This window comes from Stenotrophomonas sp. 1L-E-5-B-C3 (assembly GCF_057292075.1).
In genome coordinates this window covers 91471-113868 of record NZ_JBXAWS010000006.1, presented here as the reverse complement: position 1 = coordinate 113868, position 22398 = coordinate 91471, and the positions used below count along the sequence as shown (strand labels likewise).

The following is a 22398-nucleotide window of genomic DNA, read 5'->3' as shown; positions in this document are numbered from 1 at the left end:
TCACTTCTCCGGGTACGGGAAGTTGCCGGCGGACATGGCCGCACGGGCATCGTGGGTGGAGGGCTGGCCGGCGATGAAGTCATCCGGGTACCAGGCGAAGTGATGCACGCCCTGCGCCTGCAGCTGGCGGATCTGTGCACGCAGGCGATCGGCCGGAATCGGCTGGCCGCTGCGCCAGTCAACAGTCTGCAATTCGAACAACGTGTGCTGCAGCTGCGGATCGTGCCTGCGTACATCGGCCAGCAGCTGGTCCAGCCAGCGCTCCGGGTGCCTGCTGCCTTCCATCCACGGCATCGCCATCAGCGCGGTCTGGTCGTAGGCCTTGTTGAACAGGTCAAGGCGCTGTGCGAACCAGGCTTCACTCTGCGGGCGCAGCACCGGCTCGGCGTACAGGTTGCGCACCGTTGCCAGCTTCGGCCGCCAGCGCTGTGCGCGGTCGCGCAGGGCCAGGGTGAAGTCGATCAGCGCCTGCGTACGCGCGCTGCCATCGCTGCCTGCGCCCAGCGCGGGCAGCTCGGTGTCGCGCAGGTAGCCGTCATCATGGAACAGCAGCCCTTCAAAGTAGGAATTGACCGCCAGATCCTCGTAGATGTCGAGCATGATCTGGCGTGCCTGGGGGTTGGTGAAGTCCAGCCGGTACATGCCATCGGCATCGCCATTGCGGATCGCCAGCGCCTGTCGCTGCGCCGGATCGGGCAGCTCGAAACCGAGCACCGGCAGCCACGCGTACACCTTCACTCCGGCACGTGACTTCAGCTGCCACGCGACGCGGCTGAACAGGTCCGCGCGCATCGGCATGTGCCGGTTGGGGAAGTACACGGCATCGGCGGTGTTGTTGCCATCGGGGTCGGCAAAGGCCTGCAGGTAGACGTGGGTCGGCGCGATCCGCTTGACCCGCTCGATCAGTGCATCCAGATTGCGCGCCTGCTGTGCAGGATCGGGATCGTAGACAGCATCGAGGTCGACCTGCAGGGCGCGGACGCCATCAAGTGCGACGTCGCGGCGAAGTTCGTAGGCCAGTCCCTCCACGGTCGGGTTGTCGCTGACCAGGAAGCGCGCCAGTCCGTGCAGATCGCTGGCCACCGGCGTGCTGCGGCCTTCCAGGTCGAACGAGACCGGCATTCCCAGCTGCTCGGCGATATCGTTGCTCAGCTGGTTGTACGCGGCATACGGCCAGACGATGGCGCGCGGGCGCACGCCCAGGTGCTGCTCGATGCGCTGCACGCTGCGCGAGAGATCGGTACGCAGGCGTTGTTGGTACTGCGCTTCGCTCTCGTAGCTGTGGGTCGCGGGCGTATAGACACGAGTGACCACCGCTGGGGTGGAGTTGCCCTGTGGGTTGGCGATCACGCCATGGTGCAGGTCGTCGGTATGGCTGGCCACCTCGATCAGGCCGCTGTCGTGCATCTGCTTCAGCTGTGCCCAGGTGACGAAGTCATCGCGGCCGAACGGCCGGTAGCCGTAATCGATGGTGCGGCCCGGCGCCATGTCCACGTAGTCGGTGATCACTGCTACAAGGGCCGGATAGCGGTAGGCCTGCAGCAGCGGGAAGGCCTTGTCGTAGACGCTGCGCAGGCCATCATCGAAGGTCAGCAGTACCGGTTTCGGGGGCAGCGTGGCGCGGCCCTGCGAGGCCGCGATCAGCTGCGACAGCGACACCGGGTGATAGCCATGCGCGCCCAGCCAGTCCAGGTGTGCGGCGAAGTTCTGCGTGCTCACCGCATAGGTATCGGCGTCGCCCTTGGCTGCGACCTGGTCGCGGATGTCGTGATAACTGAGGATCAGCAGGCCGTTGTCGGCCGCGTCGAGATGCACGGCCTGCTGCGCGAGGGCGGGTGGCGTGACGCCCAGCAGCAGGAGCACGATCAGTCGCAGGATGCGGGTCATGTCAGTCTCCCCAGCGCAGTGCGGCTTCGAAGCCGATGTGACGCTCGCGGTGGCCGTCGTAGACCGGCCGCGACCAGCGCACGCCATACTCGAACACGCGGCCCTGGCCGATCTGCCACTCGTGCATGTAGGACACTGACGGCACCAGTGCACTGCCGAAGCCGTCCTGCCAGTAGTCGCCCAGCGAGACCGTCAGCCGGTGCCGGAAATGGCGTTCATAGTGCCGCCACAGCTGCTGGTCGATGCGCAGGCCGATCTCGACCATGCGGTCACGACTGGGGTTGAAGTAGGGTGCATCGTCGCGGCTGCCCCGGCTGGTATAGGCACTGCCGAGGCCATCGATCAGCCAGCGTGGTCGGGTCAGCAGCCGCTGCTCGACGCGGGTACTGAACAGTTCGCGATGATTGCCGTCGTCGTAGCGGAAGCGGCTGGCGCCGAACATCCAGTGGGTGCGTTCGCTGCGCCGGTAGTCCACCTGCGCACTCACGCTGTCGGCGGTGATGCCGGCCGCGCGCGCCTGCATCGAGGCCTCCGGATCATTGCGTGCGGCAATCAGTCCGGCATGCCAGTAGTCGTTGAACTGCCAGCCCACGCTGGCACGCAGGCCGGTATCACCGATGTGGTCGTTGGCACGCAGCACCGCCGCTTCCGCATCCAGCCGGCCGAAGCGGTAGCGCACGCCGGCGCCCAGCCACAGTGGATCGATGCGCTGGTCCTGGAAGTCGATCGAACGCCGGTCTGCGAGCGCAAACAACCGCCAGCGGTCATCGAGGATCGGTGTCTCCACTTCAAGACCGTAATGGCGGTCGTTGTTGCCCAGTGGCGAAGTGCCGCCACCGCCGGAGCTGCGGCCGATGTCGGTCCATGCCTTCAGCTGCCAACCGCGATGTGCGCGCCAGGCCTGGTCCATGCGTTCGACGGCAGGCTGGGTGGGATAGCGCGCGAGCAGGTCGTCATGCAGTGGCCGCGCCAGGTCATCACGCTGCAGGGCGACGTAGGCCTCTTCCATGCCCAGCCGCGGCTCGATGTCACGCGGGTCCAGTGCATGCGCCATCTGCTGGCGCTGCAGGGCCATGCGTGGCCAACCGCGCATCATGTACACGCTGCCAAGCGCGCTCTGCAGGCCACCGTTGCCGGGGGCGATATCAATCATCGACTCCAGGTCGTGCTGGGCGGTCGGCAGGTCGCCACTGTAGGCGCGCACCATCGCCAGGTTCAGGTCGGCCTCGTAGCGCGACCAGTTTGCATACGGCGACTTGCCGTTGCTCCAGCGCCAGGCCGGTTCCTTGTCGCGCCATGCCTGCAACAGGCCGATGGCCTTTTCCTGCTGTTCGCTCTCCAGGTAGGCATAGGCCAGTTCCGAATGCGAAGCATCGCGCGTGGGATCGCCGGCCACCGCCGCCTGCAGCACCGGGATGGCTTCCTGCGGATGCAGCGTGCCCATCAACGAATCACCGACCGCTGGCAGGACGTAGTCGGGTAGCGCATGGCCTTCGGCCTGCAGCGCCCGTGCTTCCTCGCGCACCTGCGCATGGCGGCCGAGCCGGTTGAGCAGGATCAGCCGGTCCATGCGGATGCGCAGCGGCGCCTGCGCGGGTGGGGTGCCTTCGCTGCCGAGGTAGCGCTGCATGCGCGCCAGGGTCGATTCGGCTTCTTCCAGGCGGGCGTCCTCGCTGCTGCTGTAGGCCAGGCTCCAGACCACCAGCTTGGCCAGGTAGTCGCCCTCGATGCGTTGCTTCTGTGCAGCGTCGAACAGCTGCGGGCGCTGCTGGTACAGCTCCCAGGCGCGCCAGGCATTGCCGATGTCGCCGAGGGTCAGTACACGCAGCTTGAACAGCAGATCGTCGTTGGGCTGCTGCTGGCTGGCGCGCTCGATCGCGCCCAGTGCGTCCAGCCAACGGGCCTGGTCGCGGTAGCGGCCGATCTCGGCAAGGGCGGCCTCGCGATCAGGCGGGGCCGCGCTGCTGGCCCAGGCCAGGGCGGAGCAGGCAAGGCCGACGCAGAGCGCCAGCCGGCGGTGGACAACCATTGGGGACCCCCTTGGCTTCCGAACCAGACAACCTGAAAAATGTGACGCACATCACATGCCAGATTTTGGGATGGCCGTGGCCTGCGTCACTCCCCTCGCGCATTCCCATCCAGCAGGGACGGGTAGAACCAGGACAGCGACCTGCAATGTCTTGTCTGAAACGAGAGTCCCCCGCACACCGAGTGGTGGCCTGGACGGCGTTGCCGCCCCCATGCCCGATGCCGGCACGCGGCAAGGATGGGCATTCGTGGGCACTATCCGCCCGGAATTGTCAGCCCGGCGTCAAAATGCGCGTGAAGACTGACCGGCGGTAGGCGGGGCCGGCAGGCGGCCCCGGCCGGGGCTTACCAGAGGTCTTCCAGCTTGCGCGGCTTGCACGCCACCCACGAGGCGCACAGCATCAGGGTGGCGCAGCCGGACAGGAAGCTGAATGGGATCGTCCAGCCGTCGCTGACGGTGTGCAGCCAGCCGACCAGGAACGGCCCCAGGCAGCTGAAGCTGTAGCCCACACCCTGCATGAAGCCGGACAGCGCGGCCGAGCCGGTCGGAGTGCGCGTGCGCAGGTTGATCAGGGTCAGTGCCAGCGGGAAGGTGGACGGGCCGACACCGAGCAGGCAGGCCCACAGCAATGGCGCCTTCATCGGTGCCAGCAGCAGGCCGGTGAAGGCGATCACGAACGAGAAGAAGCCGATCAGGACCAGCGGGAACGGGTTCTGCAGGCGCACCGCCATCGATGGGATGACCAGCGACGGCAGCAGGCCCAGTGCCGAGAACACTGCCACCATCACCCCGCCGAAGGCGGGCGTGCCACCGGCTTCGACCACGATGCGCGGCAGCCAGGTGAACATCGAATAGGTCATCAGCGAAGTCATGCCGAACATCAGCGTCATGCTCCAGCCCAGCGACGTGCGCCAGACCTTGCCATGCGGCTGTGCGGTCGGATCGTTGGCGTCCAGCACCGGCTTTGGCGCACGGCGCGCCAGCAGCAGCCATGGCAGGCTCGCCGCCAGCGCCAGCAGTGCCCACATGCCCAGCGACACCCGCCAGCCGGCCGCATTGGCTACCGGCACCGCCAGCAGCGCCGGCATCATCGTGCCCAGCTGCAGCACACTGATGTACAGCGTGCTCATGGTGCCGACCTTGTTGGCGAAGTAACGCTTCACCAGCGGCGGCACCACCACGTTGCCGATGCCCATGCCGGCCAGTGCGATCACCGAACCCAGCAGCAGCGTGCCGACGTTGCCGGCGCTGGAGCGCAGCAGCAGGCCGGCGGCGGCCATCAGCATGGCCAGCAGGGTGGTGCGCTCCAGGCCCAGGCGCCGCGCCAGTGCCGGCGTGGCTACACCGAACAGCGCGAACGAGGCGGTGGGCAGCATGCCCAGCACACCGGTCATGGTGGTGCCGAAACCGAACTGCTGGCCGAGCACATCGAGCAGGGGCGTGATCGAGGTGACCGCAGTGCGCAGGTTGATCGCGGCCAGCAGGATCGCGGCGAATGCGAGGACGCGGCCGTGCAGCAGCGACGGCGAATCGGAAGTGGAGGAGCTCATCGGTGGTCCTTGCAGGTGTCGCACGCCGACGTGGTGGCATGCAGCGCCGGCATCGGTCTACGCCGAAGCGGCAGGTGGGGGAGGCGGCCATTGTACGTGGCTGGCCAGTGGCGTTGCGGCCGGCCGGTCCGGTCCCGGGCCGCAGGCACAAAAAAACCCGGAGGACAGTGATGTCTTCCAGGCTTCTTGGTGACCACCGAAGTGGTCGGGGAGACAGGATTCGAACCTGCGACCTCTACGTCCCGAACGTAGCGCTCTACCAGACTGAGCTACACCCCGAAGGGAGCCGCCTATTCTAGCGATTCACCCCGATGGCGGCAAGGGGTGGATGCTGTTTTCTTCACACTGCCGAAGCAGTGCCACTTCAGGGAACAAAAAAGCCTGGACGACTTCACCAGGCTTCAATGCGACCACTTGAGTGGTCGGGGAGACAGGATTCGAACCTGCGACCTCTACGTCCCGAACGTAGCGCTCTACCAGACTGAGCTACACCCCGAAGGAGCCGCCTAAGATACCGTGTGAAGACCAGGGCGGCAAGGCTTTTTTACAGCTCAGCGACGATTTTCTTTCTCGATACGGTTCTGCTCGCGGGCTTCAAACCACATGCCGTTGAGGATGGCGACCGTCGAGGCGAGGCCGGCGCCGAGGATCCAGGCGAAATACCACATGTTCAATCTCCTCTGTGCAAGACAGGTGCCGACCGTGGGTCGGCACGCTGGCAATCAATAGGCGTTGGGGTTGTCGTCCATGTCCTCGACCGTCGTCTTGCCCTTCAACACGCGGTACACCCAGGTGGTGTAGGCGATGATGATCGGCAGGAAGATGGCCGTGGCCAGCAGCATGACCCACAGCGTGAGGTGGCTGGACGAGCTGTCCCAGACGGTCAGGCTGGAGGTGGGCTGGCTGGAGGACGGCAGCAGGAACGGGAAGATCGCAAAGCCGACGGTCAGGATGATGCCGGCGATGGATGCACCCGAGGCGATGAAGGCCAGGCCGCCACGACGTGCGCGCAGCAGCACCGCGCTGGCCAGTGCGCCCAGCAGGCCCAGCACCGGGAACACAAGCGTCGCCGGCATGGAGCTGTAGTTGCGCAGCCAGCCACCGGCAGCCGTGCCCAGTTCGGCGGTCTTCAGCAGCGGGTTGGTCGGGCCATCGGTGACCACCTGCGAGGTGATCTGGTAACCCGGCAGGCCGAAGGCCACCCAGGCACCGGCCACGGCGAACAGCACGAAGCTGATGATGGCGGCGACGCTGCCGTAACGTGCGGCACGTTCGGCCACCGGGCCGTCGGTCTTGATCACCAGCATGGCCGCACCATGCGAAACCAGCATGGCGACGCTGATCAGGCCGGCAATCAGCGCGAACGGCGTGAGCAGGCCGAAGAACGAACCGGTGTAGGTCACGCGCAGGGTGTCATCGAAGTGGAACGGCACACCCAGCAGCACGTTGCCCACCGCGACGCCGGCAATCAGGCCCGGCAGCAGGCCACCGACAAACAGCACGCGGTCCCAGTTGTCGCGCCAGCGCTTGGACGGCAGCTTGCTGCGGTACTTGAAGCCGACCGGGCGCAGGATCAGCCCGAACAGCATCGCAAACACCGCCAGGTAGAAGCCGGAGAAGCTGACCGCATACAGCGGCGGCCATGCGGCGAAAATCGCACCGCCGCCCAGTACCAGCCACACCTGGTTGCCTTCCCACACCGGGCCGACGGTATTGATCACCAGTCGGCGTTCTTCATCGGTTTTTGCAACGAACGGCAACAGGGTGCCGACGCCAAGGTCGAAACCATCCATCACGGCCCAGCCGATCAGCAGGATGCCGAGCAGCAGCCACCAGATCACGCGGAGCGTGGTGTAATCAAGTGCAATGAATTCCATCTGGATTCTCCTGCCTCAGGCCTGGCCGGGGGCGACTGCATTGGGGGAAACAGGGCGGATATCGGCCTGCAGCGTCGGCAGGATGTCGTCCGGACCCTTGCGGATCGCCTTCAGCATCAGCTTGATCTCGATGATCAGCAGCACCGTGTACAAGCTGGTGAACACCGCCAGCGTGGTCAGGATTTCATGCAGTGCCAGGCCCGATGCGGCGTAGAAGGTCGGCAGCACGCCGTCCACCGCCCACGGCTGGCGGCCGTACTCGGCAACGAACCAACCGCATTCGATCGCGATCCACGGTGCCGGCAGCGACCACACCGCCAACCGCAGGAACCAGCGCTTGTCCTGGAAGTTGTTGCGGCACGAGAAGTAGAAGGCCAACGCGAAGAAGGCGATCAGGTAGAAGCCCAGGCCCGCCATGATGCGGAAGGTCCAGAACAGCGGAGCCACGCGCGGCACGGTGTCCATCGCCGCCTTGGAGATCTCTTCCGGGGTCGCGTTGAGAATGTCTTCGCGGTAGCGCTTCAGCAGCAGGCCATGGCCGAGATCCTGCCAGTGGCGATCGAACATCTCGCGTGCTTCAAGATCGTTGCGGTCCTTCTTCACCCGTTCCAGCGCGCCGTAGGCGATCTGGCCGCCGCGGATGCGGTGCTCGGCACGTTCCACCAGTTCCAGGATGCCGGGAATCGGCTGGTCCAGCGAGCGGGTGGCGATCAGGCCCATCAGGTACGGGATCTTCACCGCATAGTCGTTCTGATGGGTGTCCTGGTTGGGAATGCCGAAGGCGGTGAAGTCGGCCGGCGCACGCTCGGTTTCCCACATCGCTTCGATCGCGGCCAGCTTCATCTTCTGGTGTTCGCTGGCGGCATAACCGCTTTCGTCACCCAGCACCACCACCGACAGCGAGGACAGCAGGCCGAAGGCTGCGGCCACCGCGAACGAACGGCGGGCCATGTCCTTGTACTTGCCGCGCAGCAGGTACAGCGCGCTGATCGACATCACGAAGATCGCACCGGTCACGTAGCCGGCACTGACGGTATGCACGAACTTGGCCTGGGCCACCGGGTTCAGCAGCACCGCGGCGAAGTCGACCACTTCCATGCGCATCGTTTCCGGGTTGAACACCGCACCGGTCGGGTTCTGCATCCAGCCGTTGGCGATCAGGATCCACACCGCCGACAGGTTGGTGCCCAGCGCCATCAGCCAGGTCACGGTGAGGTGCTTGACCGGAGTCAGGCGCTTCCAGCCGAAGAAGAACAGGCCGATGAAGGTCGCTTCCAGGAAGAACGCCATCAGGCCTTCGATGGCCAGCGGCGCACCGAAGATGTCACCGACGTAATGGCTGTAGTACGACCAGTTCATGCCGAACTGGAACTCCATCACCAGGCCGGTGGCCACGCCGATGGCGAAGTTGATGCCGAACAGGGCACCCCAGAACAGGGTCATCTGCCGCCAGACCTGCTTGCGGGTCATCACGTACACGCTCTCCATGATGGCCACCATGAAGGACAGGCCAAGCGTGAGCGGGACGAATAGGAAGTGGTACATCGCGGTCAGAGCGAATTGCAGCCGCGACAGTTCTACGACTGTCTGATCAATCATGGCCTGGCTACCTCGTTGGATAGTGCCGTTGCAGGTGGCGGGAAGGGTGGTCTACGGGGTGAATGATGTGACCGACTACTTCAAACAGCCTTGATCCAGATCAATGTATGAATGGGTATTCAGGAGGATCGTATGCCAACCCGCCTGGGACTGCGACCGCCGGCCGCAGGGGGAGGCTGTTGCCTGCGCCTACAATGCCTGCCAATGCCCTGTTGCCTGTGAAGACCCTTGAGCGCCGCCGAACCGACTGCTGACGCCCCTGTTTCCGATGACGAATCGACCCGGTTGCGACGTGTCCGCAGCGCGTGGCTGGCCGATCTGGCGCGGTCCGCGCGTGGCCGCCAGCGGTTGGCCTCGTTGTGCATCAGCCTGTCCGGCGCGCTGTTGATCGGCCAGGCCGCCGCCATCGCCTGGCTGGTGCAGCAGGTGCTGGTCGAGCGTGCACCGCTGGCCTCGGGCCTGCCGGTGCTGGCCACGCTGGCCGTGATCCTGATCGTGCGTACGCTGCTGGGCAGCGCCACCCAGGCCGCAGCGGGTGATGTAGCCGACGCCGCACGGCTGGCGTTGCGCGAACGCGTGTTCGCGCGGCTGCTGGGCCACGGCCCGCTGTGGCTGCGCCAGCGCCGCACCGGCGAGCTCGGAGAGCTGATGCTGCATCACGGTGATGCGATTGAGAGTTATTACAGCGGTTTCCTGCCGGTGCGCACCGAAGTGGTGGTGGTACCGCTGCTGATCCTCGCCGCAGTGGCCTGGGTCGACTGGGTGGTGGCGCTGATCCTGCTGTTCACCGCGCCGCTGGTGCCGTTCTTCATGATGCTGGTGGGCTGGGGTGCCGAAGCGGCCGGCCGTGCGCAGCTGGGTGAACTGGCACGGATGAGCGGGCACTTCGCCGATCGCATCAAGGGCCTGGGCCTGCTGCGCCTGTACGGCCGCGGCGAGGCCGAGCTGGACGGTATCGAAGCGGCTGCAGAAGGCGTGCGCGTGCGCACGATGAAGGTACTGCGCATCGCCTTCCTGTCGTCCACCGTGCTGGAATTCTTCGCCTCGGTGAGCGTGGCGATGGTCGCGCTGTACCTGGGGCTGAGCTATCTGGGCCTGATGTCGTTGCATGCGACGGTGCCCACGTTGGGTGCGGGCCTGTTCTGCCTGCTGCTGGCGCCGGAGTTCTACGCGCCGCTGCGGCGGCTGGCAGCGCACTACCACGACCGTGCCAATGCGCTGGCCGCAGCCGCTGAAGTAGAGCGCCTTCTGCAGGTGCTGCCGGAAGAAGCGGCCCTTGCCGATGACGAAATGGCGCCGATGGCACAGGAGCCGGCCGAAGTGGCGATGGCGCCGCTGCAGGCACAGGGGCTGGCGCTTCGCCCATTGGGTGCGCCGCATGATGTGCTGCAGGACCTCGATGTGACGCTGGAGCCGGGCCAGCGGCTGGCGCTGGTGGGCCCCAGTGGCAGTGGCAAGAGCACGTTGCTGGAAGCGCTGGCCGGTTGGCTGCCACCTCGTGCGGGCAAGGTGCAGCTGCGGCCGGGGCTGCAGGTCGCCTATGCCAGCCAGCGGCCCTACCTGTTCCATGGCAGCATCGCCGACAACCTGCGGCTGGCCGATCCGGGTGCCAGCGACGCGCGCCTGCGTGCGGTGGCCGAAGCCGCGCAGGTGCTGCAGTTCGCACAGCGCCTGCCGCAGGGGCTGGATACCGTGATCGGTGAGCGCGGCTTCGGGCTGTCCGGTGGTGAAGCACGCCGCATCGGCCTGGCCCGGTTGCTGCTGCGCGATCCACAGGTACTGCTGCTGGATGAGCCCACCGCCTTCCTTGACGCCGACACCGAAGCCGCGCTGCTGCGCAGCCTGGCCGCCTATGCGCGCGGGCGCAGCGTGGTGGTCGCCACCCATAGCCCAGCGGTGATTGCATGGGCTGACCGTTGCCTGCTGCTGCCCGAAGGGCGGCTGGTCGAGCCGGCGCAGGCGGTGCGCGCATGAGCCGTTCGCCGGATTCGCTGCGTGCGGTGTTCCTGCGCCATCGCGCGCGCCTGTTGCTGGCCGTGCTGCTGCTGTGGACCACGATGCTGGCCGGCACCGCCTTGCTGGGGTTGTCGGGCGGCTTCCTGACCGCCGCGGCGCTGGCCGGTGCCGCCGGCCTCGGTCAGGGCTTCAATTTCTTCACGCCCTCGGCGGGCATCCGTGGGCTGACCATGGCGCGCATCGCGTCGCGCTACTTCGAAAAGCTGGTGGGGCACGACGTGACCCTGCGCATCGCCCGTGACCTGCGCGTGTGGTTCTTCCGACGCGCGCTGCCGCTGGCACCGGCGCGGTTGGGCGCGACGCGTACCGGCGAGCTGTTGGCACGGCTGCTGGGTGACATCGGCGAGGTGGATGGCCTGCTGGTGCGCGCCATCGGCCCGCTGTTGGCCTTGGGCGGCTTGTCGCTGGTGGGAGTGGCTTCGGCCGCTGTGATCCTGCCTTCGGCGGCTGTGCTGCTGGCGGTACTGGCGGTGCTGATCAGCTTCGGGGTGCCGTGGCTGGGCGTGCGTGGCCGTGACGATGAGGAGGCCGATCGCGCCGCACATCGCGCTGCGCTGCGCACCGCCGCGTTCGAAGGACTGGAAGGCGCGGGTGATCTGGCCGCACTGCATGCCAGCACCGCATGGCAGCTGAAAGTGCGGGTGGCCGCCAAGCAGCTGGCCTCGCGTGATCGTCGCCGGCGTTGGCGCCTGATCGCGGCCTCCTCCCTGCACGGCCTGGTTGCCGGGCTGGGCCTGGTAGCGATGCTGGCACTGGCCCTGCATGCAGCGGAGCAGCAGCGGATCGCGCCGGAAATGGCTGCTGGGCTGGTGTTCCTGACCGTGGCGATGATCGAACTGTGGGCCGGCATGGGCCTGGCCTGGCAGTCGCTGCAGTCCGGGCGCATCGCCGCTGCGCGGCTGCAGGCCATCGTCGAGCAGCCGCCGACGGTGGAAGACCCGCAGGCGCCGCAGCCGGTACCGCAAGCGGCGCGCGTGCATTGGGATGACATCCATTTCCAGTGGCCAGGCGCGGTGCGTCCGGTGCTGTCCGGCCTGCAGCTGACCCTGGCACCGGGTGAGCGCATCGCCATCCGCGGCGACAGCGGCAGTGGCAAGACCACACTGTCCAGCCTGCTGCTGCGGCTGTGGGATCCGCAGCAGGGGCGGTTGACCTACGGTGGCCGTGACCTGCGCGACTTCGCCCAGGCCGACTGGCATCGGCAGCTGGCCTGGTTGCCGCAGAACGCCCCGGTGTTTGCCGGCAGTGTGGCCGAGAACCTGCGCCTGGGCGATCCCAATGCCAGCGACGCGGCGCTTTGGGCGGTGCTGCGTCGCGTGCGCCTGGGCGAATGGGCCGAGCACAATGGTGGCCTGCAGACCTGGGTGGGCGAGAACGGCGCGACCATGTCGGCCGGTCAGGCACGGCGCCTGGCACTGGCGCGCGCGCTGCTGCGCAATGCGCCGATCCTGCTGCTGGACGAACCGACCGAGGGCCTGGACGTGGATACCGCGCGCGCGCTGCTGCAGGATCTGGCCAGCCTGTTGGACGGCCGCAGCCTGCTGATGATCACCCACGATGACCTGCCCGAGGGCGTGGTCGATGTGCAGTATCGGTTGCGTGATGGGGTTCTGAACCGCGAAGCGTGAATGGTAGTGCCGGCCGCTGGCCGGCAACCTCATGGCAATTGATACGGATACGGAATTGCCGGCCAGCGGCCGGCACTACCCATTCGAACGATTACCGCGAAAACTCGCGCAGCATCACCGAGATCGAGGCCACGTTGGCCAGCACGCACAGCCAGAACACCCACTGGAATTCGGCTTTGCGATGCTTGTGGCGGAACAGCGCCTGGCCGAGCAGCGCACCGGGCCAACCGCCGGCAAAGGCCAGCAGTTGCAGGGTGCGCTCGGGAATCCGCCATTGCTTGCGCTGCGCCGCGCGCTTGTCGTGGCCGTACAGGCCGAACGACACTGCGCTGGCCAGCAGGCACCAGCCGCCCAGCCACAGTGGCAGCACGCCGCTGATCATCAGCGCAACTAGCGCGCCGAACGCGGCCAGCGCGAGGTTACGCCGCCAGGCCACTTAGAGAGTGTCGAGGAAGCCGCGCACGGCCGGGCCGAAGCGCTCGAAATCGACCAGGAAGGCGTCGTGGCCCTGTGGTGATTCCAGGCCGATGAACTGCGCATCGGCGCCGCCGGCGCGCAGGCCATCTGCTACTTGCTGCTGCTGCTGCACCGGGAACAGGATGTCGGTGTTGGCACCGATCGCCAACGCCTTCTCCACCCGGATCTTCGCCAGCCCGGCCAGCACATCGCCGTCGGCATACTCGGCCAGGTCGAACCAGTCCATCGAGCGGCTCAGGTACAGATAGCAGTTCGGATCGAAGAAGCGCACGAATCGGCGTGCGTGGCCCTCCAGATAGCTTTCCACCTGGAATTCCAGGCCGAACGGGTCGTCGTCGGTCTGGTCCGAATCCAGCCGCACGCGGCCGAAGCGGCCATCCCATTCCAGCGCCGAGCGGTAGGTGATCACGCCCAGCTTGCGCGCCATGCGCATCCCCGATTCCGGGTACGCATCGTCATCGTAGTGGCCGCCGTTCCAGCGCGGGTCGAGGCGGATCGCCTCGCGCTGCAACGAGCGGATCGCGATCGAGAACGGCAACGCCTGTGCACTGCCGGAAATGTTGATGTGGCTGCGTGCGATGCCCGGCTGCAGCATCAGCGTGGCCAACGCGGTCATGCCGCCCATCGAATTGCCGACTACGCAGGCCAGTTGCTCGATACCCAGCGCATGCACCACCTCGATGGCCGCGCGAGCGCCGTCTTCGATCGACAGCTCCGGGAAGTCGAGGCGATAGGGTTGGCCGGTAGCCGGGTTGAGCGAAGCCGGTCCGGTCGAGCCCTTGCAGCTGCCCAGCGAGTTCACGCACACCACGAACCAGCGGTTGGTGTCGATCGGCTTGCCGGGGCCGACCATCGCATCCCACCAGCCCGGTGCCGGGTTGGCGTCGCTGGCGGCGGCATGCGCATCCGGCGACAGGCCGGTGACGATCAGGATCGCGTTGCCGGCATCGGCGTCCGGCGTTCCCCAGGTTTCGTAGGCCACGCGCGCACCGTGCAGGGCGCCACCGCGCTTGAACGGGAACGGCGAGGGCAGGGCGTGGAAGCAGGTGCCGGGCGGGATGAATTCAGTCATGCGGGCATTCTAGCGGGGCTGCATGTGGAGCTGGCGACACGCTGGTTTCCAGTGGTGGATGTGCGCTGCGGGCCAACCCTCCGCCGGGCATGGCCCGGCGCTACCGTTTGCGCGACATCCGGGTAGCGCCGGGCCATGCCCGGTGAGCGCAGCGGTGATGCCCTACGGAAACCGCAACTCAACCACGCCTTCATGCGGCAGGCTCACCTTCACCGGCGTGCTCTGCAGATCGTCCTCGCTGCGGTTGGCGCTGCCGCTGCGCGAGATGCGCGCCAGCACTTCCACTTCGCGATGGGCCGACAGCGGTGCGGTCGGCATCGGGCTGTCTGCGTCGCCCAGCCCGACCGTGGCCGGGAAGCCCGCCAGCGGCAGCTTGCGTGCGGCCACCGGCATCGGCGGTCCACCCACGGCGCGGGCCAGCACGAATACCTGGGTGCTGGCGGGCCACTCGGTGTTCTTCAGTGCCGGCAGCTGCACGCGCACCTGCAGCAGTGCCGGTTGCGTCGCAGCGGCAGCATCGGGCGCTTGGCCGGCGGCTTCGCGGGCGATGGCGATCTGCGCCTGCAGCGCCTGCGCGGCGCCAGGCTCAAGCCGTGGCAGCAGGCCGCTCCAGACGTCGGCAGCCTCGGCATTCTTTCCGCGCTGGCGCAGGGCGATGCCCAGCAGCCAGCTGGCGCGCTCTGCATCGGGCGCCAGCGCACGAGCCTGCTGCAACCAGGCCATCGCGGTGTCATCGAACTGCTTGCCGGCATCGGCCTGCGCACGTGCCTGCGCCGCTTCCACCAGCACGCCGGGGTCTTCCGGGGCGAGAGCGGCAGCACGTGCGAAGGCCTCCGCCGCAGCCGGCGTGTTGCCCAGCTCGGCCTGCGAACGTCCCAGCAACGCCCAGCCGTCGGCGCGCTGCGGATCACGCTGCAACGCATCCTGCAGGGCCTGCACGCCGTCACGCAGGGTGGCCACCGACGGCGCAGGCTGCACCTGCGCCGCACGCGGGTCTCCCACCAGCAGGTACAGGCAGGCGCCCGTTACGCCCAGCGCCAGTGCCGCCAGCGCGAAACCGCGGCGGCCGTGACGGCGCAGCGGCCACAGCACCAGGATTGCCATCAATGCAGCGGTCACACCTGCCAGCAGCGGCAACCAGTGGCTCACCAGCCATCTCCCTCATCGGCTTTGCCGGTTGGTGCAGCGCCGACCGAGCGGCCACGGCGGCGGACGATACCCACCACCACCAGCGCACCGGCACCGAGCACCAGCAGCGGACCGCCCCACAACAACCAGGTGCCCGGCTGCAGGGGTGGTTGGTAGAGCACGAACTCGCCATAGCGGGCGACCAGGAACTGCTTGATCTGTGCGTCATCGTGGCCCTGCTGCATCAACTGCAGCACCTCGCGGCGCAGGTCCTGGGCGATCTGCGCGTTCGAGTCGGCCAGCGACTGGTTCTGGCACTGCACGCAGCGCAGCTGCGCGGCCAGGTCGTGGAAGCGGCGTTCCTCGGCGCCATCGCGGAACTGCAGCGGCTGCGGGTCGTGCAGCGGCTGCTGGGCCAGCGCGGCCAACGGCAGCATCAGGAGCAGCAGCGCCAGCAGCCAGCGCATCGGTTCAGGGCGCCGTGTGCAGAGTGTTGCCGGCATTGCCCTGGGCCTTCTCGATCTTCTCCAGGGCCGGGATCAGCTTCTCGTCGACCACGCGCTGGGTCATCGCACCGCTGTACTTCCAGCGCACGATGCCGCTGCCATCGACCAGGAAGGTTTCCGGTGCAGCGGTCACGCCCCAGTCGATCGCGGTGCGGCCTTCAATGTCGCTGAGCACGACCATGAACGGGTTGCCCAGCTGCTCCAGCCAGTGCAGGGCATCGGTCGGTTCGTCCTTCCAGTTGTAGCCGATCACGCGTACGCGCTTGCTCTCGGCGAAACGGGTCAACACCGGATGTTCCTCGCGGCAGGCCGCGCACCAGCTGCCCCACACGTTCAGCAGGTAGGGCGCGCCGCGCAGCTCGTCGCTGTGCACGATCATTTCCGGGTCGTGCAGCACCGGCAGCGCGAACGCAGGCGCCGGCTTGTCAATCAGGGCCGACGGCAGCACGTCGCGCTGCGGGTCGCCGGATTTCATCACCCCGTAGATCATCAGCCCGAGCAGGCCGAAGAAGAACAGCACGCCGATCACGATGGCTACCGGCGGCAGCGGGCGGGAGGGGCGCGGGGCGGGGGACTCGGACATGGGAACTCCTACGGACGACGGAAGCGGCGGTCGGCGGCGGTGATGAATCCGCCCAGGGCCATCAGCAGCGCGCCCAGCCAGATCCAGCGCACGAACGGCTTGATGTGGACCCGTACCGCCCATGCATTGTTGCCCAGTGGCTCGCCCAATGCCACGTAGACATCGCCGTCGAAGCGTGCATCGATGCCGGCCTCGGTCATCACCTGACCGCCACTGGCGTACTGGCGCTTCTCCGGATGCAGCAGGGCCAGTTCGCGGCCGTTGCGGAACACGCGCAGATGGCCGCGGTCGGCGATGAAATTCGGGCCTTCGCGATGGTCCACGCCTTCGAAGCGCACTTCATGGCGGCCGACCACCACCTGTTGCCCGGGTGCCAGCGCTACTTCGCGCTGCACGTTGAGTGCTTCCACCAGCAGCGCACCGGCCAGGAACACGGCAATGCCGGCATGGGCGACGATCATGCCAAGCATTTCGGCGGTGAAGCGGCCGTTGCCGCGCAGGCGCTGCCAGACGAAGCGGGCGGTGCCCAACCCGACCCAGGCCGCTGCAGCGACACCGAGACCAGCCTTCCAGCCATTCTGCGGTGCCTGCCACCAGGCCAGCGCGCCGAGCAACATGGCCAGCCCCAGCCACGGTGCCAGCAACGCGAATGCACGCGAAGGCTGGTCGCGCTGCCACTTCACCAGCGGGCCGAACGGTAGCAGCAGGATCATCGGCGCCATCAGTAACAGGAACAGGCTGCCGAAGTAGGGCGGGCCGACCGAGATCTTGCCCAGCGACAGCGCATCGGCCAGCAGCGGGTACAGTGTGCCGAGCAGGACCATGGCGCAGGCAGTGGCCAGCAGCAGGTTGTTGGCCAGCAGCAGGGTTTCGCGCGATGTCGCGATGAAGCCACGGCGCGGATCGTCGGCGTTCACCGACAGACGTGGCGCGCGCAGTGCATACAGCAGCAGGCTGCCGCCGACCAGCACCGACAGGAACACCAGGATGAACAGGCCGCGCGAAGGATCGGCAGCGAACGAATGCACGCTGGTGAGTACCCCGGAGCGCACCAGGAACGTACCCAGCAGTGACAGCGCGAAGGCGGCGATTGCCAGCAGCAACGTCCAGCTGCCGAAGGTACCGCGCTTCTCGGTGACGGCCTGCGAGTGGATCAGCGCCGCACCGACCAGCCACGGCATGAAGCTCGCATTCTCCACCGGGTCCCAGAACCACCAGCCGCCCCAGCCGAGCTCGTAGTAAGCCCACCAGCTGCCCAGCGCGATCCCCAGGGTCAGGAAACCCCAGGCGACGTTGGTCCAAGGCCGCGTCCAGCGCAGCCAGCGCGCGTCGACGCGCCCCTCCAGCAGTGCGGCCACCGCGAACGCGAACGGCACCGCGAAGCCGACGTAACCGATGTAGAGCATCGGCGGGTGGATGATCAGCCCGGGGTCCTGCAGCAGCGGGTTGAGGTCACGGCCTTCCAGTGGCGCCGGGTTCAGGCGCAGGAACGGATTGGAGGTGAAGATCAGGAAGGCGAGGAAGCCGACGCTGACCACGCCCATCACCGCCAGCACGCGCGCTTGTACCGGCGCCGGCAGGTGCCGCGAGAACAGCGCCACCGCGCCGGTCCACAGCGCCAGCACCAGCGCCCACATCAGCAACGAGCCCTCGTGCGCGCCCCAGACCGCCGAGTAGCGGTAGATCATCGGCAGCAGCGAATTGGAGTTCTCGGCCACGTAGCGCACCGAGAAGTCCTGCTGAACGAACGCGGCGGTGAGTACCGCGAAGGCGCCGGCAAGCAGCAGCAGCTGCGCGAAGGCGGCCGGTCGCGCCACCGCCATCCATGCCGTGTTGTTGCGCTGCGCGCCGGCCAGCGGCAGCCCGGCCTGCAGCAGCGAGGCCAGCAGCGCGCACAACAGCAGGATCTGACCCAGTTCGGGCAGCACTCAGCGCACCTCGGGTGCCGTCACCGGCACATCATGCTTGCGATGGGCATCGCCCATCTTGTCGGCCACTTCCTTCGGCACGTACTTTTCATCGTGCTTGGCCAGGACTTCATCGGCGACGAAGATTCCGTCCTGCAGGCGGCCGCTGGCAACCACGGCAGTGCCTTCGGCAAACATGTCCGGCAGGATCCGCGACGTAGTCACCGCCAGCTGGGCATCGCCGTCGGTCACTTCAAAACGTGCTTCCAGCGAACCGACCGGGCGGTTGAAGGAGCCCTTCACCACCATGCCGCCCAGGCGGAACCGCGACTGCGCATCGACATCGCCGCGCAGCACTTCCGAAGGCGTGTACAGGTAGGCGATGTTGCGTTCCAGCGCCATCGCCACCAGCGCGGTGGCCAGCCCGGAGGCGAGCAGGGCCAGCAGTACCCAGACCAGGCGGCGACGTTGTACCGGCGTCATCGTTCCAGCTCCGTCGGCAACGACGACGCGGCTTCCTGCTTGCCGGCGCGGGTCTGCTGCCGCTGCTGCCGGGCCAAGGCCAGGCGACGAGCCATGCGCAGGCGCAGCCACGAACCGATGGCATCGGCGCCGAGCACCAGCACGAACACGGCGTAGGCGCCGATCACGTAAGGCAGATGGGTCATGGCTGGGCCTCCCCGGCCGGGCGTGCTGCATCGACACGGCCACCGACCCAGGCCTTGCCGGCCTCGCGGTCGAGATTGTCGGCGCGGGCCTTGGCCAGTACCGAACCGGCGAACCAGAACTTGGTGCCGATCACCATCCACCACAACGGCGCGATCATCGCGCTGCTGATCGCCGATTCACCGAACACGTTGATCGACTGGCGCTGGTGCAGGCCGCCCCACCAATCCACCGAATAGCGGATCACCGGCAGCAGGCTGACACCGACGATGGCCAGCAGGCCAGCCGCGCGCGCGGCGCTGCGACGGTCCTCGATGGCGTGGTAGAGGCCGATCACGCCCAGGTACAGGAACAGCAGCACCAGTTCGCTGGTCATGCGCGGGTCCCAGTCCCACCAGGTGCCCCAGGTGCCCTTGCCCCAGATGCTGCCGGTGAGCAGGGTGATCAGGGTGAAGCCGGCACCCATCGGCGCGCAGGCCATGGCCAGGATCTCGCAGACCTTGATCCGCCAGATCAGGGCGATGGCGGCATACAGCGCCATCAGCGCGAATACGAACAGGCTCATCCAGGCACTGGGCACGTGGATGTAGAGGATGCGGAAGCTGTCCAGCTGCTTCGCTTCCGGCGGCACCACCAGCAGTGCCTGCCACATGCCGACCAGCAGCACCGGCACCGCAGCGAGGTAGAACACCCGCGACCAGCGGGCAGCGAATCGGTCGAACGTGGGGGGCGAGCCGAGTTGGTGGAACCAGCGGACAATCGGATTCATGCGTGGCGGCTATCCAGCAGGGGTGGATTGGCTCTCAGCTCGGTCAACTCAGAGAAATACGTATTGCAGCAGCGGTGGCCAGCGGCGCCAGCACCAGCGCGACCAGCAGGCCGGCGCCCAGCATCAGCAGTGCACCGACCGGATCCTGTCCGCGTCCGGCCGCTGCCAGACTGCCTGCACCGAACACCAGCACCGGCACGTACAGCGGCAACGACAGCAACGCCACGAGAATACCAGAGCGCCGGATGCCTACGGTCAGCGCGGCGACCACGCCACCGATCAGGCTCAGAAGCGGTGTTCCCAGCAGCAACGATGCCAGCAACATCGGCAGCTGGTCATGCGGCAGATGCAGCATTTCGGCCAGCAGCGGGCTGACCACGATCAACGGCAGGGCGGTGGTGGCCCAGTGCAGCAGCACGCGCACCAGCACCAGCCAGGCCAGCGGCACCGGCGCCAGCAGCCATTGTTCCAGCGAGCCGTCTTCGGCATCGGAGCGGAACAGTGAATCCAGCGACAGCTGGCCGGCCAGTAGCACGGCCAGCCACAGCACCGCGCCGGCGGTGACGGCCAGTAGTTGCGGTTCGCGGCCCTGGGCGAGCGCGAACAGCACCACCACCAGTACCGCGAACAGCAGCGGCTGCAGCGCATCGCCGCGGCGGCGCCAGAGCAGGCGCAGGTCGCGCTTGAGCAGGGCCGCTGCGGTCTGCCACAGGCCCGGTTCGGTGCCTGGCGCGATCATGCGGTACCGCCGAGGTCGAGCTGGCGGGTACGCACCGGTGGTGCGGCATAGGCGCCGTGGGTGGTGACCAGTGCAGCGCCGCCGGCACGCAGATGCGCGGAAATCATCCGGTTGACCAGGGTGATGCCCTCCAGGTCGAGGTTGGCATAGGGTTCGTCGAGCAGCCACAACGGCGCCGGTGACAGCCAGATGCGTGCCAGCGCCAGCCGCCGCTTCTGTCCGGCGGACAGATGCCGAACGAGAGTGTCCTCATAACCGGCCAGGCCGACGATGGCCAGCGCGTTGCCCGGCATCTGCCGTGCGCGACGGCCGTGCAGGCCACACAGGAAATGCAGGTTCTCCAGCGTGTCCAGGTCCGGTTTCAAGGCCGGCAGATGGCTGAGGTAGGCGACGTAACGCGCGCGCTCGGCGTTGCCGGCCGGCCTGCCATCGATCTGCACCTTGCCGGCGCCAGGCCGGGCCAGGCCCGCCAGCACGCGCAGCAGGGTGGTCTTGCCGGCACCATTGCCGCCCTGCACCAGCAGCGCCTCGCCGGCGTCCACATGGAAGTCCAGCGGGCCGAACACCGGCTCGTCATTGCGGGAGAAGCTCAGGCCGCTGGCGGCCAGCAATGCAGGGGTGTTCAAGGGGCAGGGTCTTCATGCCGGAGTGCGGCGGCAATTGTAGCGGTGAATGCATACGGTAGTGCCGGCCGCTGGCCGGCAGGCGCGACCAAGCGTCGCAGATAGTCCCGGGTTGCCGGCCAGCGGCCGGCACTACCGAAGCAGGGATTGCGTAAACTCAGGGGTCTGTCTCCCCATATCCCCAGGCCGATGCAACCCACCACCAAGCTGCCCAAGGTCGGTACCACGATCTTCACCGTGATGTCCCAGCTCGCTGCCGAACACGGCGCAGTCAACCTCGGTCAGGGGTTCCCGGACTTTTCCGCACCGCAGCGCCTGATCGACGAGACTGCAAAGGCGATGGCCGCCGGGCTGAACCAGTACCCGCCGATGACCGGTGTGGCGCCGCTGCGCCAGGCCATCGCGCAGAAGGCGCTGGACTGCTACGGCGCGCAGGTGGATGCGGACAGCGAGATCACTGTCACCAGTGGCGGTACCGAGGCCATCTTCAACGCCATCCACGCCGTGGTGCGTGCCGGCGAGGAGGTGATCGTGCTCGACCCGGCCTATGACTGCTACGAGCCGGCAATCGACCTGGCCGGCGCCAAGGCGGTGCATGTGTCGCTGGATCCGCAGACCTTCGCCGTCGACTGGAACCGCGTGCGCGCGGCGATCACCCCGCGCACCCGCATGCTGATCGTCAATACCCCGCACAACCCGTCCGGCGCGATGCTTTCGGCGCAGGACATGCAGGCGCTGGCCGAGCTGCTGCGCGGCACGCAGATCTACCTGATTTCCGATGAGGTGTACGAGCACATCATCTATGACGGCCGCCGCCACGAATCGGCGCTGCGCTATCCGGAACTGCGCGAGCGCGCGTTCGTCATCTCCAGCTTTGGCAAGACTTACCATTGCACCGGCTGGAAAATCGGTTACGCGATCGCACCGCTAGCGTTGACCGCCGAATTCCGCAAGGTCCACCAGTACAACACTTTCACCAGTTTCGGCCCGGCGCAGTACGGCTTCGCCGCGATGATCCGCGACGAGCCCGAACACCACCTGGAGCTGGGCGCGTTCTACCAGGCCAAGCGCGACCGCTTCCGCGAGCAGCTGGCCGGCACCCGACTGAAAGCGCTGCCGGTGCCGGGCGGCTACTTCCAGCTGGTCGACTACTCGGCCATCAGCGATCTGCCGGACCATGAGTTCGTGAAGTGGCTGACCATCGAGAAGGGCGTCACCGCCATTCCGCTGTCGCCGTTCTACGAGAATCCGCCGGCTGGCCAGCGCCTGGTGCGCCTGTGCTTTGCCAAGAATGAAGCGACCATGGACGCGGCGATCGAACGCCTGCGCCTGCTGTGAGCGA

The 22398-nt window shown here is 67.2% G+C and carries 20 protein-coding genes and 2 tRNA genes; 3 read left to right on the top strand and 19 right to left on the bottom strand.

Translation table 11 applies throughout. The annotated features are described in order from the left end of the window. The 8 genes from pgaB to AC0Z6F_RS09840 all read right to left on the bottom strand — a co-directional run bounded on the left by pgaB (position 1) and on the right by AC0Z6F_RS09840 (position 8942). Positions 1-1887, bottom strand: coding sequence for a poly-beta-1,6-N-acetyl-D-glucosamine N-deacetylase PgaB (gene pgaB, locus AC0Z6F_RS09875; RefSeq protein ID WP_012511635.1), 1887 nt, complete (start codon positions 1885-1887; stop codon positions 1-3). A 1-nt stretch (position 1888) separates the two neighbouring features. Beyond that, positions 1889-3916, bottom strand: coding sequence for a poly-beta-1,6 N-acetyl-D-glucosamine export porin PgaA (gene pgaA / locus AC0Z6F_RS09870; protein ID WP_485617173.1), 2028 nt, complete (start codon positions 3914-3916; stop codon positions 1889-1891). A gap of 344 nt (positions 3917-4260) precedes the next feature. Further along, positions 4261-5466 carry a CynX/NimT family MFS transporter gene (locus AC0Z6F_RS09865; RefSeq protein WP_485617174.1) on the bottom strand — a complete coding sequence of 402 codons (1206 nt, stop codon included), beginning with the start codon at positions 5464-5466 and terminating at the stop codon, positions 4261-4263. A 202-nt stretch (positions 5467-5668) separates the two neighbouring features. Next, positions 5669-5745 (bottom strand) — tRNA-Pro (locus AC0Z6F_RS09860). Positions 5746-5885: 140 nt separating this feature from the next. Next, positions 5886-5962, bottom strand: a tRNA-Pro gene (locus AC0Z6F_RS09855). 55 nt (positions 5963-6017) lie between these two features. After that, positions 6018-6134 (bottom strand): cytochrome bd-I oxidase subunit CydX, encoded by a 117-nt coding sequence (cydX, locus tag AC0Z6F_RS09850; protein ID WP_005410354.1) that lies wholly within the window; start codon positions 6132-6134, stop codon positions 6018-6020. A gap of 54 nt (positions 6135-6188) precedes the next feature. Then, complete coding sequence (cydB, locus tag AC0Z6F_RS09845) at positions 6189-7343, bottom strand: cytochrome d ubiquinol oxidase subunit II (protein ID WP_012511632.1); 1155 nt, start codon at positions 7341-7343, stop codon at positions 6189-6191. A 15-nt stretch (positions 7344-7358) separates the two neighbouring features. Further along, the gene (locus AC0Z6F_RS09840; protein WP_006378378.1) at positions 7359-8942 is read right to left on the bottom strand and encodes a cytochrome ubiquinol oxidase subunit I; all 1584 of its coding nucleotides are present in this window, start codon (positions 8940-8942) and stop codon (positions 7359-7361) included. 228 nt (positions 8943-9170) lie between these two features. Between AC0Z6F_RS09840 and cydD the strand changes: the two genes are divergently transcribed. Beyond that, entirely contained in the window at positions 9171-10916 is a 1746-nt protein-coding gene (cydD, locus tag AC0Z6F_RS09835) for a thiol reductant ABC exporter subunit CydD (RefSeq protein WP_485617175.1), read from the top strand. After that, the gene (gene cydC, locus AC0Z6F_RS09830; RefSeq protein WP_197585275.1) at positions 10913-12586 is read left to right on the top strand and encodes a thiol reductant ABC exporter subunit CydC; all 1674 of its coding nucleotides are present in this window, start codon (positions 10913-10915) and stop codon (positions 12584-12586) included. Before cydD ends, cydC begins: the two co-directional genes overlap by 4 nt. Positions 12587-12677: 91 nt before the next feature. On the opposite strand, the gene AC0Z6F_RS09825 is transcribed toward cydC, so the two are convergent. The 11 genes from AC0Z6F_RS09825 to ccmA all read right to left on the bottom strand — a co-directional run bounded on the left by AC0Z6F_RS09825 (position 12678) and on the right by ccmA (position 21059). Beyond that, the gene (locus AC0Z6F_RS09825) at positions 12678-13022 is read right to left on the bottom strand and encodes a DUF1294 domain-containing protein (protein ID WP_100435002.1); all 345 of its coding nucleotides are present in this window, start codon (positions 13020-13022) and stop codon (positions 12678-12680) included. Continuing rightward, on the bottom strand, positions 13023-14135 hold the full coding sequence (gene metX / locus AC0Z6F_RS09820) for a homoserine O-acetyltransferase MetX (protein WP_485617176.1): 1113 nt from the start codon (positions 14133-14135) through the stop codon (positions 13023-13025). Positions 14136-14297: 162 nt separating this feature from the next. Then, positions 14298-15287 (bottom strand): tetratricopeptide repeat protein, encoded by a 990-nt coding sequence (locus tag AC0Z6F_RS09815; RefSeq protein WP_485617192.1) that lies wholly within the window; start codon positions 15285-15287, stop codon positions 14298-14300. Further along, entirely contained in the window at positions 15281-15730 is a 450-nt protein-coding gene (locus tag AC0Z6F_RS09810) for a cytochrome c-type biogenesis protein (protein ID WP_012511626.1), read from the bottom strand. The genes AC0Z6F_RS09815 and AC0Z6F_RS09810 overlap by 7 nt, the downstream gene beginning before the upstream one ends. A 4-nt stretch (positions 15731-15734) precedes the next feature. Further along, positions 15735-16352: a DsbE family thiol:disulfide interchange protein gene (locus AC0Z6F_RS09805; RefSeq protein WP_006378261.1), complete on the bottom strand. Its 618-nt coding sequence runs from the start codon at positions 16350-16352 to the stop codon at positions 15735-15737. An 8-nt stretch (positions 16353-16360) separates the two neighbouring features. Beyond that, entirely contained in the window at positions 16361-18280 is a 1920-nt protein-coding gene (locus tag AC0Z6F_RS09800) for a heme lyase CcmF/NrfE family subunit (RefSeq protein ID WP_006378259.1), read from the bottom strand. After that, positions 18281-18742 carry a cytochrome c maturation protein CcmE gene (ccmE, locus tag AC0Z6F_RS09795; protein WP_006378257.1) on the bottom strand — a complete coding sequence of 154 codons (462 nt, stop codon included), beginning with the start codon at positions 18740-18742 and terminating at the stop codon, positions 18281-18283. Next, entirely contained in the window at positions 18739-18927 is a 189-nt protein-coding gene (locus AC0Z6F_RS09790) for a heme exporter protein CcmD (protein ID WP_485617177.1), read from the bottom strand. Before AC0Z6F_RS09790 ends, ccmE begins: the two co-directional genes overlap by 4 nt. Continuing rightward, positions 18924-19694, bottom strand: coding sequence for a heme ABC transporter permease CcmC (gene ccmC / locus AC0Z6F_RS09785; RefSeq protein WP_006378253.1), 771 nt, complete (start codon positions 19692-19694; stop codon positions 18924-18926). The genes AC0Z6F_RS09790 and ccmC overlap by 4 nt, the downstream gene beginning before the upstream one ends. Before the next feature lie 43 nt (positions 19695-19737). After that, positions 19738-20433 (bottom strand): heme exporter protein CcmB, encoded by a 696-nt coding sequence (gene ccmB, locus AC0Z6F_RS09780; RefSeq protein WP_478481841.1) that lies wholly within the window; start codon positions 20431-20433, stop codon positions 19738-19740. Then, the gene (gene ccmA, locus AC0Z6F_RS09775) at positions 20430-21059 is read right to left on the bottom strand and encodes a heme ABC exporter ATP-binding protein CcmA (RefSeq protein WP_485617178.1); all 630 of its coding nucleotides are present in this window, start codon (positions 21057-21059) and stop codon (positions 20430-20432) included. The genes ccmB and ccmA overlap by 4 nt, the downstream gene beginning before the upstream one ends. Positions 21060-21245: 186 nt before the next feature. On the opposite strand from ccmA, the gene AC0Z6F_RS09770 reads away from it, so the two are divergent. Then, the gene (locus AC0Z6F_RS09770; protein ID WP_485617179.1) at positions 21246-22394 is read left to right on the top strand and encodes a pyridoxal phosphate-dependent aminotransferase; all 1149 of its coding nucleotides are present in this window, start codon (positions 21246-21248) and stop codon (positions 22392-22394) included. The last annotated feature ends 4 nt before the right edge of the window (positions 22395-22398 follow it).

Coding starts and splice junctions, on each gene's coding strand:
- ccmC (WP_006378253.1), bottom strand. CDS start 19,694: ATGAATCCGATTGTCCGCTGGTTCCACCAACTCGGCTCGCCCCCCACG.
- AC0Z6F_RS09770 (WP_485617179.1), top strand. CDS start 21,246: ATGCAACCCACCACCAAGCTGCCCAAGGTCGGTACCACGATCTTCACC.
- ccmB (WP_478481841.1), bottom strand. CDS start 20,433: ATGATCGCGCCAGGCACCGAACCGGGCCTGTGGCAGACCGCAGCGGCC.
- pgaB (WP_012511635.1), bottom strand. CDS start 1,887: ATGACCCGCATCCTGCGACTGATCGTGCTCCTGCTGCTGGGCGTCACG.
- AC0Z6F_RS09810 (WP_012511626.1), bottom strand. CDS start 15,730: ATGCGCTGGCTGCTGGCGCTGCTGCTCCTGATGCTGCCGTTGGCCGCG.
- cydC (WP_197585275.1), top strand. CDS start 10,913: ATGAGCCGTTCGCCGGATTCGCTGCGTGCGGTGTTCCTGCGCCATCGC.
- ccmE (WP_006378257.1), bottom strand. CDS start 18,742: ATGACGCCGGTACAACGTCGCCGCCTGGTCTGGGTACTGCTGGCCCTG.
- pgaA (WP_485617173.1), bottom strand. CDS start 3,916: ATGGTTGTCCACCGCCGGCTGGCGCTCTGCGTCGGCCTTGCCTGCTCC.
- cydB (WP_012511632.1), bottom strand. CDS start 7,343: ATGGAATTCATTGCACTTGATTACACCACGCTCCGCGTGATCTGGTGG.
- AC0Z6F_RS09840 (WP_006378378.1), bottom strand. CDS start 8,942: ATGATTGATCAGACAGTCGTAGAACTGTCGCGGCTGCAATTCGCTCTG.
- AC0Z6F_RS09865 (WP_485617174.1), bottom strand. CDS start 5,466: ATGAGCTCCTCCACTTCCGATTCGCCGTCGCTGCTGCACGGCCGCGTC.
- AC0Z6F_RS09790 (WP_485617177.1), bottom strand. CDS start 18,927: ATGACCCATCTGCCTTACGTGATCGGCGCCTACGCCGTGTTCGTGCTG.
- AC0Z6F_RS09805 (WP_006378261.1), bottom strand. CDS start 16,352: ATGTCCGAGTCCCCCGCCCCGCGCCCCTCCCGCCCGCTGCCGCCGGTA.
- metX (WP_485617176.1), bottom strand. CDS start 14,135: ATGACTGAATTCATCCCGCCCGGCACCTGCTTCCACGCCCTGCCCTCG.
- cydX (WP_005410354.1), bottom strand. CDS start 6,134: ATGTGGTATTTCGCCTGGATCCTCGGCGCCGGCCTCGCCTCGACGGTC.